This is a genomic window from Phycicoccus sp. HDW14 (assembly GCF_011383005.1).
Classification (GTDB): Bacteria; Actinomycetota; Actinomycetes; order Actinomycetales; family Dermatophilaceae; genus Phycicoccus.
Genome location: NZ_CP049935.1, coordinates 776,334 through 793,907, shown reverse-complemented (window position 1 = coordinate 793,907; position 17,574 = coordinate 776,334). Strand labels below are relative to the sequence as shown.

General features: G+C 74.7%; 14 protein-coding genes and 1 pseudogene. 3 read left to right on the top strand and 12 right to left on the bottom strand.

Translation table 11 applies throughout. From position 1 onward, the window contains the following. Nucleotides 1-64: 64 nt before the first annotated feature. The 8 genes and pseudogenes from G7075_RS03945 to rimP all read right to left on the bottom strand — a co-directional run bounded on the left by G7075_RS03945 (nt 65) and on the right by rimP (nt 8,739). Entirely contained in the window at nt 65-1,174 is a 1,110-nt protein-coding gene (locus G7075_RS03945) for an FtsW/RodA/SpoVE family cell cycle protein (RefSeq protein ID WP_166119061.1), read from the bottom strand. 7 nt (nt 1,175-1,181) lie between these two features. Next, a complete protein-coding gene (locus tag G7075_RS03940; RefSeq protein WP_166119059.1) occupies nt 1,182-2,144 on the bottom strand; it encodes a bifunctional riboflavin kinase/FAD synthetase in 963 nt (320 codons plus the stop codon). Nucleotides 2,145-2,154: 10 nt separating this feature from the next. Further along, nucleotides 2,155-3,089: pseudogene (gene truB, locus G7075_RS03935) on the bottom strand (tRNA pseudouridine(55) synthase TruB). After that, a complete protein-coding gene (gene rbfA / locus G7075_RS03930; protein ID WP_166119056.1) occupies nt 3,073-3,579 on the bottom strand; it encodes a 30S ribosome-binding factor RbfA in 507 nt (168 codons plus the stop codon). The pseudogene truB and the gene rbfA overlap by 17 nt, the downstream one beginning before the upstream one ends. A gap of 305 nt (nt 3,580-3,884) precedes the next feature. Next, nucleotides 3,885-6,710: a translation initiation factor IF-2 gene (infB, locus tag G7075_RS03925; protein WP_166119053.1), complete on the bottom strand. Its 2,826-nt coding sequence runs from the start codon at nt 6,708-6,710 to the stop codon at nt 3,885-3,887. A gap of 90 nt (nt 6,711-6,800) precedes the next feature. Next, nucleotides 6,801-7,097 (bottom strand): YlxR family protein, encoded by a 297-nt coding sequence (locus G7075_RS03920; RefSeq protein ID WP_305849804.1) that lies wholly within the window; start codon nt 7,095-7,097, stop codon nt 6,801-6,803. Nucleotides 7,098-7,147: 50 nt separating this feature from the next. After that, nucleotides 7,148-8,212 carry a transcription termination factor NusA gene (nusA, locus tag G7075_RS03915; RefSeq protein WP_166119051.1) on the bottom strand — a complete coding sequence of 355 codons (1,065 nt, stop codon included), beginning with the start codon at nt 8,210-8,212 and terminating at the stop codon, nt 7,148-7,150. 5 nt (nt 8,213-8,217) lie between these two features. Then, nucleotides 8,218-8,739: a ribosome maturation factor RimP gene (gene rimP / locus G7075_RS03910; RefSeq protein WP_166119049.1), complete on the bottom strand. Its 522-nt coding sequence runs from the start codon at nt 8,737-8,739 to the stop codon at nt 8,218-8,220. A gap of 96 nt (nt 8,740-8,835) precedes the next feature. Between rimP and G7075_RS03905 the strand changes: the two genes are divergently transcribed. Together G7075_RS03905 and G7075_RS03900 are read left to right on the top strand one after the other, a co-directional pair. Then, the gene (locus G7075_RS03905) at nt 8,836-9,819 is read left to right on the top strand and encodes a hypothetical protein (protein ID WP_166119047.1); all 984 of its coding nucleotides are present in this window, start codon (nt 8,836-8,838) and stop codon (nt 9,817-9,819) included. Beyond that, nucleotides 9,816-10,712 carry an aminoglycoside phosphotransferase family protein gene (locus G7075_RS03900; RefSeq protein WP_166119044.1) on the top strand — a complete coding sequence of 299 codons (897 nt, stop codon included), beginning with the start codon at nt 9,816-9,818 and terminating at the stop codon, nt 10,710-10,712. The genes G7075_RS03905 and G7075_RS03900 overlap by 4 nt, the downstream gene beginning before the upstream one ends. 48 nt (nt 10,713-10,760) lie before the next feature. On the opposite strand, the gene G7075_RS03895 is transcribed toward G7075_RS03900, so the two are convergent. Both G7075_RS03895 and G7075_RS03890 read right to left on the bottom strand, forming a co-directional pair. Next, entirely contained in the window at nt 10,761-11,237 is a 477-nt protein-coding gene (locus tag G7075_RS03895; protein WP_166119041.1) for a (2Fe-2S)-binding protein, read from the bottom strand. A gap of 10 nt (nt 11,238-11,247) precedes the next feature. Then, complete coding sequence (locus G7075_RS03890) at nt 11,248-13,596, bottom strand: molybdopterin cofactor-binding domain-containing protein (RefSeq protein WP_166119039.1); 2,349 nt, start codon at nt 13,594-13,596, stop codon at nt 11,248-11,250. Between the two features lie 162 nt (nt 13,597-13,758). Here G7075_RS03890 and G7075_RS03885 point away from each other — a divergent pair, with 162 nt between their 5' ends. Continuing rightward, nucleotides 13,759-15,750 carry a thioredoxin domain-containing protein gene (locus G7075_RS03885; RefSeq protein ID WP_166119037.1) on the top strand — a complete coding sequence of 664 codons (1,992 nt, stop codon included), beginning with the start codon at nt 13,759-13,761 and terminating at the stop codon, nt 15,748-15,750. A gap of 483 nt (nt 15,751-16,233) precedes the next feature. Here G7075_RS03885 and G7075_RS03880 read toward each other — a convergent pair whose 3' ends face one another. Together G7075_RS03880 and G7075_RS03875 are read right to left on the bottom strand one after the other, a co-directional pair. Continuing rightward, the gene (locus G7075_RS03880) at nt 16,234-17,013 is read right to left on the bottom strand and encodes an FAD:protein FMN transferase (protein WP_240917871.1); all 780 of its coding nucleotides are present in this window, start codon (nt 17,011-17,013) and stop codon (nt 16,234-16,236) included. Beyond that, entirely contained in the window at nt 17,010-17,552 is a 543-nt protein-coding gene (locus tag G7075_RS03875; protein WP_166119035.1) for an FMN-binding protein, read from the bottom strand. The genes G7075_RS03880 and G7075_RS03875 overlap by 4 nt, the downstream gene beginning before the upstream one ends. Nucleotides 17,553-17,574 lie beyond the last annotated feature (22 nt).

The window sequence follows — 17,574 nt, the reverse complement described above, 5'->3', positions numbered from 1 at the left end:
GCGAATCCTGTCACACGCCGCGCCGCGAGGGAACGGATCCGGATACCGGCGGGTCACTTTTCGGTCACCGTGGCACCGGTCCGGCCCGGGCGGCGTCGACGAGCCCGATCGCCAGCCACGAGGCGAGCATCGAGGAGCCGCCGTAGGACACGAACGGCAGCGGCAGGCCGGTGACCGGCAGCAGGCCGAGGTTCATCCCCACGTTCTGCACCACCTGGACGGCCAGCCAGGTGGCCACCCCGACCCCGACGAGCCGGCCGAAGGCGTCCTCGGCCCGGGCGGCGACGACGAGCGCGCGCACGACGACCACCCCGAGGAGCAGCACCAGCCCGGCCGCCCCGACGAACCCGAGCTCCTCGCCGGCGACCGAGAAGACGAAGTCGTTGAGCTGGAAGGGGACGAACCCGCCCTGCGTGCGCGTGCCGTCCATGAACCCCTGCCCCCACAGCCCGCCCCCGCCGATGGCCAACCGCACCTGGCGCACCTGGTAGCCGGCGCCCTGCGGGTCGGCCGTGGGGTCGGCGAAGGAGGTGAGTCGGGCCCGTTGGTAGCCGCTGAGCAACGGGGTGGTCAGCGCGAGGACCACCCCGGCGACGAGGAGGGCGGCGCCGGCGGCCACCCAGCGCCGCGGCACCCCGCCGACGACCACGACGACCGCGCCGAGCGCCGCGAGCACCAGTGCGGTGCCGAGGTCGGGCTGGAGCAGGACGAGGAGGGTCGGCACTCCGAGGACCACGCCGGCGAGCAGGACCTCCCGGCCTCCGGGGTCGCTCCCCCGGTCGAGCCGGCCGGCGAGCAGCGCCGCGAGGGCGAGGGTGACGTCGGCCTTGGCCAGCTCGGCAGGCTGGAGGGTGAACCCCGCGACGAGCGGGATCCACGAGCGCGACCCGTTGACGGTCGTGCCGAGCGGCGTCGGGACGAGCAGCAGGAGGAGGACGGCCGCGGCCCACGCCCACGGGGCGGCCGCCCGCACCCTCCCCCGCCCGGCCCGGGAGACGAGCACGGCGACGGCCAGGCCCAGGCCGGCCGTGAGCAGGTGGCGCACGAGGTAGGCCGACCCGGTGGTGCGGGCCGTCGCGGACCACACGAGCAGGGCGCCGACGACCGAGGCCCCCGCCGCGGCGACGTAGAGCCCGAGGTCGTGGCGGGTCCAGCCGCTCGGACGGGCGGCCACGGCCGGGTCAGGCGGGGACGATCTTGGCGAGCAGCTCTCGGCAGCGCGCGACGTCCCCCGCCATCGCCTCCTTGAGCTGCTCGACGCCCTCGAAGCGCAGCGTCGGCCGGATGTGGTCGACGAACTCGACCATCACGGTCTCGTCGTAGAGGTCGAGGTCGTCGCGGTCGAGCACGTAGGCCTCGACGGTGCGGCGGTCCTCGGTGTCGAAGGTCGGGTTGGTGCCGACGCTGACGGCGGCGGGCATCGTGCGGTCGGGCTCGCCCTCGGCGACGTCGAGGCGGGTCAGCCAGCCGGCGTAGACGCCCTCGGCGGGGACCAGGCCCATCGAGTCGGCGGCGAGGTTGGCCGTGGGGTACCCGAGGCCCCGGCCGCGGTGGTTGCCGTGCACGACGGTGCCGACGACCCGGTGCGGCCGGCCGAGGATGCGAGCGGCCTCGGCGACCTCGCCGGCGCGCAGCTCGCGGCGGACCACGGTGGAGCTGTAGCGCTCGCCGTCGCCGACGTCGTCGAGCGCGATGACCTCGAACCCGAACTGCTCGCCGAGGTCGACCAGGGTGCCGACGTCGCCGGAGTTGCGGTAGCCGAACCGGGTGTCCATCCCGACGACGACGCAGCGGGCGTCGAGGCCGCGGACGAACACCGAGCGGACGAAGTCCTCGGGCGTCTGCTGGGCGAACTCGGTGGTGAAGTCGAGGACGAGCAGGCCGTCGACCCCGGTCTCGGCGATCAGCTCGTCACGCACCCGTGCGGGGGCGATGAGCTCGGGGGCGCGGTCGGGGTGCAGCACGGCGACCGGGTGCGGGTCGAAGGTGATGGCGACCGCCGGGAGGCCCAGCCGCGCGCCGGCCTCGACGAGGGCGGCGAGCACCGCCATGTGACCGCGGTGGACGCCGTCGAAGTTGCCGAGTGTGAGGACGCAGGGGCGCAGGGCCTCGGGCGTTCGGGCGGGGTCGGACCATCGGTGCACGGGGACCACTCTACGAACTCGCGGGGGCGAACACGACGAGGGACCGCGCGTGGTCGCGGGTCTCGTCGAGGACCGCCACGAGCGAGCCGTCGGGGGCGAAGGCCGCGACGGGTCCGGTGCGGCCCGGAGAGGCCGACGGGATGCGCTGCCCGTAGCCCAGCGCGCGGGCCTCGTCGGCGCTGAGCGTGCGTGCGGGGAAGCCGGCCCGGGCGGCGTCGGCCAGTGCGAGCGTGGGCATCGGCTCGCCCTGCCGCGCCTCGAGGTCGGCGAGCGCGTGCGCGGTGTCGAGCGTGAAGCCGCCGACCCTCGTGCGGCGCAGGGCCGTGAGGTGGGCGGCGCTGCCGAGCGCCGCGCCGAGGTCGCGGGCCAGGGCTCTCACGTAGGTGCCCGACGAGACGGTGACCTCGATGTCGACGTCGAGGACGGGGGTGCCGTCGGCGTCGGCCCCCGCAGGTCGCCGACCACGAACCGGGAGACGGTGACCGGGCGCGCGGGCAGCTGCACGTCCTCACCGGCGCGGACCCGGTGGTAGGCCCGCTCGCCCTTGACCTTGATGGCGCTGACCGCGCTCGGCACCTGCTGGATCTCGCCGGTGAGGCCGGCGACGGCGCCCTCGACGTCGGCGCGGTCGAGGCCGGCCGCACCCGGGGCGCTCGTCACCTCGCCCTCGGCGTCGTCGGTGAGCGTGCCCTGCCCGATGCGGACGGTGGCCGTGTAGTCCTTCTCGGCGCCGACGAGGAAGGTCAGCAGCTTCGTGGCCCGGCCCACCCCGAGCACGAGGACGCCGGTGGCCATCGGGTCGAGGGTGCCGGCGTGGCCGACCTTGCGGGTGGCGCAGAGCCGCCGGGCCCGGGCCACGACGTCGTGGCTGGTCCACCCCGCGGGCTTGTCGACGACGAGCAGGCCGTCCTCCGTGGGCGCGCCCGGCTCAGCGCTGGTCGGCACCCGGGGCGTCCTCGGCGGGGACGGCGTCCTCGGTCTCGGTGCCGTCGGGCTCGTCGGCGTCGGCGTCCTCGTCGCGCTCCTTGCGGTACGGGTCGGCCTCCCCGGCGTAGCGGGCCTCGGCCGCGGCGGCGGCCACGGCGGCGTCGCGCTCGCGGGCCTCCTTGAGCAGGTCCTCGAGGTGGGCCGCGGTCTCGGGAATGGCGTCGGCGATCCACTCGATGCTGGGGGTGAGCCGGATGCCGAGCTGCTTGCCGACGAGCGAGCGCAGCCGGCCCTTGTTCTGCTCGAGGAGGCGGGCGGTCGTGGCGCGCTGGTCCTCGTCGCCGAAGACCGTGTAGAAGAGCGAGGCGTGCTGGAGGTCGCCGGTGACGCGGACGTCGGTGACCGTGACGAACCCGAGGTCGGGGTCCTTGACGATCGACTCGAGGTTCTCGGCGGTCACCGTCTTGATCCGGTCGGCGACCTTGCGGGCACGGGCTTCGTCGGCCACGGCTCCTCCTCTGCTCGGCGGGCGCGTCCCCACGGCGGTGGGGCCGTCCAACCCTAGGTCACCGGCGGTCCGCGCCGTGCACTCACCCGGCCACCCCCGGTCCGGCTCCCGGTCGAGAGACGAGAACATGCCGCGCACCCCGAGGGGTGCGCGGCATGTTCTCGTCGTTCGTCAGGAGCTGCGCATCAGGCGCGCGGCTTCGCCCACGCAGAGCGTGGGACCCGCCGCATCTCGAGGGACGAGCTGCGCTCGACCCCGCATCTCGAGGGACGAGCTGCGCTCGACCCCGCGCGCCTTCACTCCGTTCAGGCGCGCGGCTTCTCCCGCATCTCGTAGGTGGTGATGAGGTCCTCGAGCTGGAGGTCGTTGTAGGACCCGAGGTTGATACCGCACTCGAAGCCCTCGCGGACCTCGGTGACGTCGTCCTTGAACCGGCGCAGGCCGGCGATGTCGACGTTCTCGGCGACGACGACACCCTGGCGCGTGATGCGTGCCTTGGTGCCGCGCTTGATCTCGCCGCTGCGGACGATCGAGCCGGCGATGTTGCCGAACTTGCTCGAGCGGAAGATCTCGCGGATCTCCGCCGAGCCGAGCTCGACCTCCTCGAACTCCGGCTTGAGCATGCCCTTGAGGGCCTGCTCGATCTCGTCGATCGCCTGGTAGATGACCGAGTAGTACCGGATCTCGACGCCCTCGCGCTCGGCGACCTCGGCGTTCTGGCCCTCGGCGCGGACGTTGAAGCCGATGATGATCGCGTCGGAGGCCATCGCGAGGTTGATGTTGTTCAGCGTGATGGCGCCGACCCCGCGGTCGATGATCCGCAGGTCGACCTCGTCGCCGACGTCGATCTGCAACAGGGCGTCCTCGAGCGCCTCGACCGAACCCGACACATCGCCCTTGAGGATGAGGTTGAGGGTGTCGACCTTGCCCGCCGCGAGGGCCTCGTTGAGGTCCTCGAGCGAGATGCGCTTGCGGGCCTTGGCCAGGCTCGCCTGACGGTCGGCCGCCTCGCGCTTCTCGGCGATCTGGCGTGCGGTGCGGTCGTCGGGGGCGACGACGAAGGTGTCGCCGGCCCGCGGGACCGAGGAGAGCCCGAGCACCTGGACCGGACGCGACGGGGTGGCCTCGTCGACGTTCTTCCCGTGCTCGTCGAGCATCGCCCGGACGCGGCCGTGGGCCGAGCCCGCGACGATCGCGTCACCGACGTGCAGCGTGCCCGACTGGATGAGCACGGTCGCCGTGGCGCCGCGGCCCTTGTCGAGGTTGGCCTCGATCGCGACACCACGGGCGTCACGGTCGGGGTTGGCCCGCAGGTCGAGCGCCGCGTCGGCGGTCAGGAGGACGGCCTCGAGCAGCGCGTCGATGTTCTGCCCCTGCTTCGCGGAGACGTCGACGAACATCGTCTCGCCGCCGTACTCCTCGGCGACGAGGTTGTACTCGGTGAGCTGCTGGCGGATCTTGCTCGGGTTGGCGCCCTCGACGTCGATCTTGTTGACCGCGACGACGATCGGGACGTCGGCCGCCTGCATGTGGTTGAGCGCCTCGATGGTCTGCGGCATGACGCCGTCGTCGGCCGCCACGACGAGGATCGCGATGTCCGTGACCTTCGCACCACGAGCACGCATGGCGGTGAACGCCTCGTGACCCGGGGTGTCGATGAAGGTGATCGGACGGTCGATGCCCTCGTGCTCGCGGTGGACCTGGTAGGCACCGATGTGCTGCGTGATGCCGCCGGCCTCGCCGCCCACGACGTCCTCGTTGCGGATGGCGTCGAGGAGGCGGGTCTTACCGTGGTCGACGTGGCCGACGACGGTGACGACCGGCGGGCGGGCCGCGAGGTCGTCCTCCTCCTCGGAGTCGACACCGATCTCGAGGTCGATGTCGAAGGAGTCGTAGAGCTCGCGCTCCTCCTCCTCCGGCGAGACCATCCGGATGTCGTAGCCGAGCTCGGTGCCGAGGACCTTGAAGGTGTCCTCGTCGAGGCTCTGCGTCGCCGTGGCCATCTCACCGAGGTGGAAGAGCACGGTGACGAGCGAGGCCGGGTTGGCGTTGATCTTGTCGGCGAAGTCGCTGAGGCTCGCGCCCTGGCGGATCTGCACGATGGTCGTGCCGTCGCCGCGGGGGACGCTGACGCCGCCGATCGACGGAGCCTGCATCTCCTCGAACTCGAGGCGCTTGGCGCGCTTGGACTTGCGGGCGCGGCCGGGACGACCCCCACCGCGACCGAAGGCACCCGCGGTGCCGCCGCGGCCGTAGCCGCCGCGCCCACCGGGACCGCCGGGACGACCGGCGAAGCCGCCACCACCGGGACCTCCGCCACCGGGGCGACCGGCACCGCCGGCGCCGGGGCGACCGCCGCCGCGCGCCGGGCGCTCGCCCGGACGGGCGACCGCGCTGCGGTCGGGCATCATGCCCGGGCTGGGACGGGCCCCACCCGGACGCGGCCCGGCCGGACCACCGGCACCGGGACCACCGGCCGGGCGAGGACCGCCCGGACGGCTCTGCGGACGCGGCATGCCCTGGCTCGGGGCAAAGGGGTTGTTGCCCGGGCGCGGGGCGGACTCGCGCGAGCGGCCCATCCCCTGGCTCGGGGCGTACGGGTTGTTGCCCGGGCGCGGACCCGCGGGGCGCGGGGCCGGACGGGGACCACCCGGCGTGGCGCCACCCTCACGGGCGGCCGGGGCCGGGGCGGCCTCGGCGGCCGGAGCCTGCGGGGCCGGGGCGGACGGCGCCGGTGCCGCCGGGGCGGGGGCAGCCGGGGCCGGCGCGGACGGCGCCGCCGGAGCGGCAGCGGCCGGGGCGGCGGGAGCAGCCGGAGCCGGAGCGGACGGCGCCGCCGGAGCGGCAGCGGCCGGGGCAGCGGGGGCTGCCGGGGCGGGGGCCTCGGCGGCGGGGGCGGCCGGAGCCGGCGCGGCAGGGGCCGCCGGAGCAGCCTTCTTGGCCGGCGCGGCCTTCTTGGCCGGGGCGGCCTGCTCGGCGGGGAACTTCTCGTTGTAGCGCCGGACGACCGGTGCCTCGATCGTCGAGCTGGCGCTCTTGACGTACTCACCCATCGCGTTCAGGCGCTCGAGGACGACCTTGCTGGTCTCCCCGCGATCCTTCGCGAGTGCGCTCACACGGACTTTAGACACATTTCTCCTGTCCAGGTCCGTGCCGGGGTGGCGCGGACCGTCGTTACTGGGGGGTGCTCATCGCTGAGGACTCATCGGGTGCTCATCGCGTTAAACCCGCTTCCGGTCTTCGTGCTCGTCATTCGGTCGATCCTGCGTGAGGTCCGTGACCCACCGGGCCACCGCGGTGACGTCCGGGCCGGTGCTGGCTCGCAGCGCGCGGCCGAACGCCTTGCGGCGGACGGCGAGGTCGAGACACGAGACGCTCGGGTGCAACCAGGCGCCGCGCCCCGGGCGACGGCGCCCGGGGTCGGGGACGACGGCCAGGCCGCGCTCCCCCTGCCCGAGAACCACTCGCAGGAGTGCCGACCGGCTATCCGCCCCACGACACCCGATGCACGTGCGCACCGGGCCCGCTGGCCGGAGTCCAGTCCGGTCGGTCCGCACCAGTCTACCGCCTAAGCGGGCTCGGGCGTGTCGCCGGGACCCGCGGCGGGGGCCGCGGCGACCTCGGTGTCGGCCCGGATGTCGATGCGCCAGCCGGTCAGCTTCGCGGCCAGCCGGGCGTTCTGGCCCTCCCGGCCGATGGCCAGGGAGAGCTGGTAGTCGGGGACGACGACCCGCGCGGCGCGCAGCGTCGGGTCGACGACGTGGACTGCCGTCACGCGCGCCGGCGACAGCGCGGCCGCGATGAACTCCTGGGGGTCCTTGCTCCAGTCGACGATGTCGATCTTCTCGCCCTGCAGCTCGGCCATGACCGCCCGCACGCGCGAGCCCATCGGCCCGATGCAGGCGCCCTTGGCGTTGAGCCCCGGCACGGTCGAGTGCACCGCGATCTTCGTGCGGTGGCCGGCCTCGCGGGCCAGCGCGGCGATCTCGACGCTGCCGTCGGCGACCTCGGGGACCTCGAGGGCGAAGAGCTTCTTCACGAGGTTCGGGTGGGTGCGCGACAGGCTGATCTGCGGGCCGCGCAGGCCGCGCTTGACCGAGACGACGAACGTGCGCAGCCGCTGGCCGTGCTGGTAGCTCTCCCCCGGCACCTGCTCGGCGGCCGGGAGGATGCCCTCGACGGTGCCGAAGTCGACGAGCACGTGCCCGGCGTTGGCGCTCTGCTGGACGATGCCGGCGACGATGTCGCCCTCGCGGCCCTTGAAGTCGCCGAGGATCGCGTCGTCCTCGATGTCGCGCATCCGCTGGACGATGACCTGGCGCGCGGTGGCGGCGGCGACGCGCCCGAAGCCGGTGGGGGTGTCGTCGAACTCGGGGCCGAGCTCGCGGCGGGGGCGGGCCGGCTCGCCGTCCTCGTCCACCTCGCCCTCGGGCGCCGGCACCTCGGTCTCCTCACGGGCCCAGATGACGACGTGACCCGAGGCGCGGTCGAGCTCGGCGCGCGCCGAGCGGTAGTGGCCGTCGGTGCGCTGGTAGGCCAGGAGCAGGGCCTGCTCGATCGCCGGGACGATGACGTCGAGGGAGATGCCACGCTCCCGCTCCAGCGCGCGCAGGGCGGCGAGGTCGATGTCCACGGGGGTCAGCTCTCCTTGGGGGGGTCGTCGTGCCGGGCGAACTCGACCTGCACGGTGGCGCGGTCGACGTCGGCGTAGGGCACGGTCTCGGTGCGGGCGGGGGTCTTCTTCGTCGCGGGGACCTCGAGGGTCAGCGCGGTGCGGTCGGCGGCGACGAGGCGTCCGGTGCTCTCGCCGGCGGCGGTGCGCACCTCGAGGAGGCGGCCGACGTTGCGCTGGAAGTGGCGGGCCAGGGTGAGTGGGCGGCCGACACCCGGCGAGGAGACCTCGAGGGTGTAGGGCTGCTCGCCGAGCACGTCGGAGGCGTCGAGCGCGTCGCCGACCGCGCGGGTGGCGGCGGCGACCTCGTCGAGGGAGAGGGGCTCGGTGGGCTCGGTGACCGCGTCGACGTCGCCGAGGTCGCGGTCGAGCAGGACGCGCACGACGCGACGCTTGCCGGCCGGTGACACCGTGACGTCGTCGAGGACCAGCCCGCTGCCGTCGAGACCCTGCTCGAGGACGGGTCGGAGGGTGTCGGCGGTGGCCATGACCGGTGTCTCCTCTCTCCCTGTGCAGTTCTCGTCCCGGCGCGTGCCGGGCGACCCACTCTAGGCCCCGCGGAGGGCCGACCGCACCGTGGGAGGATGGCGCCCGTGCCGGACCTCGACGCCCGGCGTCCCGGGCGGCGCCTCCTCCTGGCCGGGGTGGGGGCGGTGCTCCTCGCCCCGGTCTCCGGCTGTGGCATCCGGCTCGAGGACGACGCCCCGCGCGTGCCCCTCGTGCCCACCCGCCCGCCCCTCGCCGGCGAGGCGGCGCTCGTCGCCCTGACCCGTGACTGCCTGCACCTCGCCGGGCTCGCGGAGGCCCTCGCCACCCCGCTCGGGCGCGACCTCGCGACGCTGCACCGGCGCCAGCACACGGTGCTGCGGACCACCCTCGTCGCGCGGCGGGTCCCGGCCGCCGACCTCGACGCCACGGCGAGCCCCACCGGCTCGGCGACCCCCACCGGCACTGCCACCCCGACGACGGCGCCCACCCCCGGGCCGACCGTGCCCCCGGCCTCCTCCCTCGGGGCGGCCGAGGCCGAGGCGGCCGCCGGGGCATCACGCTTCTCGGCCGTGGACGCCGACCTCCTGGCCCCTCTCGCCGCGCTGCACGCCCAGCGCTGGGCGGCCGCCCGCCTCCTGACGGGGTCGGCCCCCGCCCGCCCGGTCGCGGCGGGTCCGCCGGACGGCGCCGGCACCGATGCCCTCGTCGCGGCCGCCGACACCGCGACCTACCTCGCCGAGGTCGGCACGGCCCGCTCCACCGGGGCCCGTCGTCGACGGGCCGAGGCCACGCTCGCCGCCCTGCGCGACCTGCGGGCCGACCTGCGCTCCGGCGAGGACCCTCCCCAGGTCGCGCTCGGCCATCCGCTGCCCTTCCCGGTGCGCACCGCCGCCGACGTCGACCGCCTCTTCCTCGAGTCGCTCACCTCGCTGCGTGCCACGCTCGGCGGCGGCCTGGCCGGGCTCGTCGCGGCCGACCCGGTCACCGGGCTCGTCGCGGGCACCTGCTGGCTCGGGGTCGTCGAGGTCGAGGCGCACCGCTGGGGCGCGCCGCTCGCACCGTTCCCCGGGCTCACGTGAGCGACGTCGTCCTCCCGCCCGTCTGGGTCTCCCGGGTCTCGAGGTACCCGCCCGACGGCGGACCCTCGGGAGCCGACTGGGTGGCCACCGTGCCGCGCCTCCTCGACGAGGGCCTCGCCCGCTGGGACCTGGTCGTCGACGGGCCGCCGCGCACCGGCTGGACGGCCGTCGTCGTGCCCGTGCGCCGGGGTGCGCGGGCGCTGGCCCTCAAGGTCGCCTGGCCGCACCCCGAGGGCGAGCACGAGGCGCTGGCCCTGCGGACGTGGGGCGGATCGGGGGCCGTGCGGCTCGTCGCGGCCCTGCCGTCGGACGGGCTGCTCCTCCTCGAGCGGCTCGACGCCGACGCCGACCTCACCGGCGTGTGGGCCGACGAGGCGTGCGAGGTGGTCGGCGGGCTGCTCCGGCGGCTGCAGGTGCCCGCGCCGCCGCCGGTCCCCCGGATCGCGGAGTACCTCGGCCCGCACCTCGAGCGGATGGAGCGCCGGCCGGCCGTCCCCCGACGGGTCGTCACCCGCACCCTCGGCCTGGCCCGCGACCTGCTGGGCGGCGAGGTCCCGGAACTGCTCCTGCACACCGACCTGCACTACGAGAACGTCCTGCGGTCACCGTCGGGCGAGTGGACGGCCATCGACCCCAAGCCGGTCGCGGGCCACCCCGGTTTCGACCTCTGGCCGGTGCTGCGCAACCGGTTCGACGAGCTGGGGTCCGGTGCGGCGCTGCGCTGGTCGGTGCGCAACCGGCTCTCGCTCGTGGCCGGGGCGGCCGGCGTCGACGAGGACGAGGCGCGCGCGTGGACCCTCCTGCGGGCCGGTGTCGAGACGAGCTGGTCGAGCCTCGAGGGCGAGGAGTCGATGACCGCCTGCATCGCGCTCCACAAGGCCCTCGCCGAGTGACCGCGGGCCGCGCCGCCCTCCCAGTGACGACACGGCCCGCGGCGTCGGTCACATCCGGGAGGCCCCCTCCCTGATGGCCTCCCGGATGCGGGTGTAGGTGCCGCAGCGGCAGATGTTCCGGATGCCGTCGAGGTCCGCGTCCGTGATCGAACGGCCCTCGGCGCGAACCTTCTTCACGAGCGCGACGGCCGCCATGATCTGGCCGGGCTGGCAGTAGCCGCACTGGGCGACGTCGCGCTCGAGCCAGGCCTCCTGCATCGGGTGCAGCTCGGCGTCGACCGTGTCGGGCAGGCCCTCGATGGTCGTCACCTCGTCGTCGGGGCCGAGGTCGGACACGGGGACCGAGCACGGGTTGAAGGCCTTGCCGTTGACGTGGGAGGTGCAGGCCTTGCAGACGTTGATCCCGCACCCGTACTTCGGGCCGGTGATCTTCAGGACGTCGCGCAGGACCCAGAGGAGGCGGACGTCGTCAGCCACGTCGACCGTGACCCGTTCGCCGTTGACGGTGAAGGTGTGCTGGGGCATGGCTGGCTCCTCAGGAGACGTACGACAGGCCGTCGACCGGGGACTCCGGGACGGGCGGGACGAAGGACTTCGGGGTGAACGAGACCGTCCCGTGGTTGACCGGGAAGCGGGTCGGGACCTTCCCCGTCGCCCGGGCGTAGGCGCAGGCCACGGCGGCGACCGAGGCCGCCACCCCCGCCTCGCCGGCGCCGCCGGGCAGCTCCTCGTCGGACGGCATGACGATGCACCGGAACTCCGGCGGGACGTTCCACTGCCGCGTGTAGAAGTAGTTGTCCCAGCTCGCCTCGAGGAAGTGGCCGTCCTCCAGGTGGTTGCTGCTCGTCAGCGCGAGCGCGATGCCGTCGGCGACGCCACCCATCATCTGGGCCTCGAGGCCGCGCGGGTTGACGACGAGCCCGGCGTCGACGGCGATGACCGCCTTCGTGACGCGCGGGCCGGTGACGGCGTCGCGGATCTTCCGGTTCACCGTCTCGGGCCGGGTGTCGAGCTCGACGAGAACCGCTGTCGCGCCCTTGTACTCGGTGTGCACGGCGATGCCCTGCGTCACACCCTGCGGCAGCGACCGACCCCAGCCACCGGCCTTCGCGACCGCCTCGAGGCACCGCTTGGCCTTCGCGCTCTTGAGGAAGGACATCCGGAACGCGTAGGGGTCCTTGCCGAGCCGCTTGGCGATCTGGTCGACGGCCAGCTCGTTGGCGCACGCCACGTCCGGGCTGTAGATGTTGCGCATGCTCCCGGTGTTGAACCGGGTGTCGACCTCGTTGAGCAGCTGGGTGACGACCCCGAAGTTGTAGGGCAGCTCCTGGGTCAGGGTGAAGATCGACTGCGAGAGACCGAGACCGCCGAGGTTCGCCGGCAGCTCGGCGACGAGCGCGGTGAGCCGCTCCCCCAGCCCGTGGCCGAAGTCGGTGACGACGCTCGTGTGTCGCTGCTCGAACGTGAGCACCTGACCGGCGAGCATCGTCGCCCGCACCCGCGACGTGGCCATCGGGTGCACCCGACCCTGGCGGGGCTCGTCGGCGCGGTGCCACATCAGCTTGACCGGCTTGCCCATCGCCTTCGAGATGACTGCCGCCTCGGTGGCCGCGTCACCGAACAGCTTGTGCCCGAACGACCCTCCGCCGGTGACGACGTTGACCTCGACCTTCCCGACCGGTAGCCCGACCGCCTTGGCGATGTCACGCTGGGCGACGATCGGGGCCTTGAGCCCAGCCCAGACCGTCGCGCGGTCCGAGCGGACGTCCGCGATGGCGCAGTTCGGTTCCAGCGCAGCGCTACTGCGGAACATGAACTCGACGCGCAGGTCGAGGGTGCTGGCGAGGATCGGCACCTTCGGCACGACCATCGGCAGCTCGGCCCGCTTGAGCTCCGCGAGGACCGACTCGTCGGACTCCCCCTCGACCGAGCCGCCCTTCCAGTCGACGTCGAGCGCCCGGACGGCGTCGATGCACTGACCGAAGGTCGCGGCGCGCACGGCAACACCCGTGCCGACGAGCGCGACGTCGGTGACGCCGGGCATCCCCCGGACGGCGGCCTCGTTGCGCACGGAGCGCGGCGAGCCGTTGAGCGTCGGCGGCCGGCAGACCATCGTCGGCAGCGCGCCCTCGACCTCGAGGTCCATCGTGAACTGCTTGCGCCCGGTCACGGCGGCCAGCGCGTCCTCCCGGTTGCGCGACGTCCCGATGACCGAGAACTCGCTCCGCGGGGTGAGCGACACCTCGACCGCGACGTCCTCGGCGCTCGCGGCGAGGGTGGCCAGCTGGCCGTAGGTGAGGCTCGTGCCGGTCGGGCCGGTCACGACACCGGCCTTGGCGACGAGTGCCGACACCTGGGCGCCGAGCTCGGTCGCGGCGGCCCGCAGCAGCGCGCCCTTCGCCGTCGCGGCGGCCACCCGGATCGGGGTGAACATCGACTGCATGGTGTTCGAGCCGCCCGTCAGCTGGTTGAACACCAGCTCCGGCCGGGCCTTGGCGAGCGTCACGCGGACCTTGTCGAGGGGCAGGTCCAGCTCCTCGGCGATGAGCATGGCCGCGGCCGTCGTGATGCCCTGCCCGACCTCCATCCGCGGGATCGCGAAGTGCGCGACGCCGTCCTCGTCGAGGTCGATGCGGATCAGCTGCGAGGTCGGCAGCGCCGAGTGGGTCTGCAGGTCGCCGAGGTCGTAGAGCTCGGGGACCTGCGGCGGGCTGGGCACGGCGGCCGCGGCGGGCTCGGCGCCCACCGACAGGTCGGCGGCCACGGCGAGCGTTCCTCCGGCGAGGACCCAGCCGATGAGGCTGCGGCGTCGCACGCCGACCCGGTCGGGCGGTGGTGCACCGTCCGAGGGCGGCAGGGGGCGGGCGTCGTGGGCAGTCGTCATCGAGCTGTCCTTCCTGGTGGTCCGACCAGGCACGTCGTCGTGCCGCAGGGGGGATCGGACCGCACGGGGTAGAGCGTGTTCGGAGCCACCCGCCCCGCCGGATTGGTCGGATGGGCGATGCTGCCCGCACGACCGAGGGCAGGCCTCTCGTACGGTGGGTCGATGGCGAACCGGCTCGCGGCCTCCCTCTCCCCCTACCTGCTCCAGCACGCCGACCACCCCGTCGACTGGTGGGAGTGGGGCGACGAGGCGTTCGCCGAGGCCCGTCGCCGCGACGTGCCGGTCTTCCTGTCGGTCGGGTACGCCGCCTGCCACTGGTGCCACGTCATGGCGCACGAGTCCTTCGAGGACGAGGAGGTCGCGCGCGTGCTCGCCGAGGGGTACGTCGCCGTCAAGGTCGACCGCGAGGAGCGCCCCGATGTCGACGCCGTGTACATGGCGGCGACGACGGCGCTCACCGGGCACGGCGGCTGGCCGATGACCTGCCTGCTCACGCCCGACGGCGACCCGTTCTTCGCCGGCACCTACCTACCCCGTCAGCAGCTGATCGGGTTGCTGGACAATGCCTCCCGGGTCTGGAGCGAGCAGCGCGAGCAGGTGCTGGCCTCGGGGGCCCACATCGCGTCCCGCCTGCGGGAGGTCACCGGCCCCCCGGCGCCGGCGGCCGTGCCCGTCGACGTCCTCGACCGCGCCGCCACCCGGCTGCGCACCGACCACGACGACGCGCGGGGCGGCTTCGGCGGCGCCCCGAAGTTCCCGCCGTCGATGGTCCTCGAGTTCCTGCTGCGCCACCACGCCCGCACCGGGTCGACCGACGCCCTGGCGATGGTCGGCAGCACGTGCGCCGCGATGGCCCGGGGCGGGATGTACGACCAGCTCGCGGGCGGCTTCGCGCGCTACTCGGTCGACGCCGCCTGGGTCGTCCCGCACTTCGAGAAGATGCTCTACGACAACGCCCTCCTGCTGCGGGTGTACGCCCACCTGTGGCGCGACACGGGCGACCGGACCGCCCGGCGGGTCGCCGAGGAGACCGCCGACTTCCTCGTCCGCGACCTCGGCACGCCCGAGGGGGCCTTCGCCTCCGCCCTCGACGCAGACACGGTCGTCGACGGCCACTCGCACGAGGGGCTGACCTACTCCTGGGCGCCCGCCCAGCTCGTCGACGTCCTCGGCGCCGACGACGGCGCCCGGGCAGCGGACCTGCTGGACGTCACCGCCGACGCCACCTTCGAGCACGGCGCCTCGACCCTCCAGCTGCGCACCGACCCCGACGACCCCGCCTGGTGGTCCGGGGTGCGCGATCGCCTCCTCGCGGCCCGGAGCCGGCGCCCGCAGCCGGCGCGCGACGACAAGGTGGTCACGGCGTGGAACGGGCTCGCCGTCGCCGCGCTGGCCGACGCCGGCGCGCTGCTCGACCGCCCCGACCTCGTGACGGCGGCATCGGCCGCGGCCACCCACGTGCTCGCCACCCACGACGTCGACGGCGTGCTGCACCGGACCTCGCGCGGGGGCGTCGTGTCGTCGGCGCCCGCCGTGCTCGACGACCACGCCGACCTCGCCGAGGGCCTGCTGGCGCTGCACCAGGCGACCGGCGATGCCCGGTGGCTCGTGACCGCCGGCGACCTCCTCGACCGCGCGCTCGACCGCTTCGTCGACGGCACCGGCACCCCGCACGACACCGCCCACGACGCGCCGGCGCTCTTCTCACGCCCCGCGAGCCGCAGCGACAACGCCGAGCCCTGCGGTGCCTCGGCCCTCGCCGGTGCGCTCCTGACGTACTCGGCGCTCACCGGCTCGGGGCGTCACCGGGAGGCCGCCGAGCAGGCCCTCGCCGCGTGCGGGTCGGTGGCCGCGAGCGAGCCGCGCTTCGCGGGCTGGGCGCTGGCGGTCGCCGAGGCCGCCGCGGCCGGGCCGCTGCAGGTGGCCGTCGTCGGCTCGGGGCCGAACGCGCTGGGCCTGCTCGAGGCGGTGCGTGCGTCGTCGTCCCCGGGGCTGGTCCACGTGGTCGGCGACCCGGACGCGCCCGGCATCCCCCTGCTCGCCGACCGACCGCTCGTCGACGGCTTCCCCGCGGCCTACGTCTGCCGCGGCTTCGTCTGCGATCGCCCGGTGACCACGCCCGGAGAGCTGGTCGAGGCCCTGCGTCGCGGCTGACCCCGCGCACCGGGGGACCTCGGGACCGCCCCACGGGAGGGTTACGGCCTCACCGTGGGGCGGCGCCCGCGGACGCCGGGAGGCACAGAGGGAAGGCGACCCACGCTCTCGCGCCGGCCACCGCCGCCCCGGCATCCACCGACCCGCCCACCCCCACGTGGGGAGCGGTTCGGGCCGAACGGGCACGCGCCGCGGCACGCACCCGCTGGGTCAGGAGGGAGCGCCGCGACTCGGTGGCGGACCGGGAGACGGCACGGGGAGCACGCAGGGGTCGACGGGACGAGGTGCAGCCACCGGCTCGAGGCGGGTCGCGCCCCCGGGTCCGGTCCCCTGCGGTCGAGTCATGGCACCGCTCTGGTCGTGCGTGCCGAGTTCCCCTGCTGAAGCTCGGCGGAACCCGTCGAGACTAGCAGCGCGCACGGGCGCCCGACAGGGCCCGATCGGGCCCTGCCACGCGGCGTCCCGACCCCGGTGGGTCCGGCCTCACAGGACGACGAGGCGGTACCCCGGGTCGCGCTCGGGGAGCAGGGCCGCCACCCGCTCGGGGTCGACCCACGCGGCCGTGGCCCAGACGTCCGCCCACAGCAGGTCGGGTCCGATGACGGTGGTCGACCCGGGGCGGACGACCGGGCGGCCGGTGCGCGGGTCGACGACGTGCCCGCCGCGAGCGGCCGCACCCGAGGTCGCCACGGCGCCCCGCCGCACGGACACGACGTCGGCGACGCGCCCCGGGGTGGTCAGGTCCTCGAGCCCGATCCGCCACGTGGGGGCGGCGGCCGTCGGTCCGCGTCCGGCCCCGACGACGACGTCCCCGCCCGCGCCGATGCTGAAGGCGACCTCGGGCACCACCTCGAGGTGGGCGGCCGCGCCGGCCACGGCCCAGCCCTTGACGAGCCCGGTGGGGTCGAAGACGGGTCGGCCGCCCGCGCGCGAGCGCCAGGCCCGGAACAGCCCGTCGGTGCGCTCCTCCGCCTCGAGGGCCAGCTCGGTGACGTCGGCGACCCAGGCGTGGACGTCCTCGGTCTCGCGGTGCTGCAGGCGCAGGAGGTCGCTGTCGGCGCGCCACGTCGAGAGCACCGCGTCGACCTTGTGCAGGTGGGCGAAGACGCGGGCCACCGCCGCCTCGAGGTCGGGCCGGGTGGGCTCGACGGCCCGCACGTGGACGCTGACGGCCGTCCCCATCACGTGCTCGACCCAAGCGCGCCTGGCCAGCACGGGCGGGGGCGGCGCAGCGGGCGTCACGGGGATCTCGGCGGTGATCACAGGTTGGCCTGGTCGATCGCGGACTGCAGCGACTGGATGTACGCGTCGGAGGTGAAGGTCGCGCCGGAGACCATGTCGATGCCCGCGCTCTGGGCCTGCACGGCCTCGTCGTTGAGGATCGGCACGGCGTAGGAGTTGATCTCCTGGTCCTTGTGGTCGTTCCACGGCACCTGGGTGACGACCGACTTCGTGATCTTGCCGTTCTTCACCGTGATCTCGACCTGCACCGGGCCGTAGCGGGTCTGCACGGCGTCGCCGGTGAAGGTGCCGGAGGACGACGAGCTGCCCGAGGAGCCTCCCGAGCCGGCGTCCGCGGACGGGGTGGGCGTCGGGGTCGCCGCCGACCCGGAGTCGGTCCCCGAGTCGGTCCCGGAGTCGGCCGAACCGCTCGACCCGGAGTCCGTCGAGCCGTTGGCCGCGGCGTCGGCCGACCCGGTGGCGACGGCGGTCGCGCTGCCCGAGTTCGTCGACGTGTGGTAGCTGAAGAGGAGGACCAGCGCAGAGAGCGTGCTCAGCAGCCAGGTCGTGATCCGTCGCATCGGAGAGTCCTTGTCGGGTCGT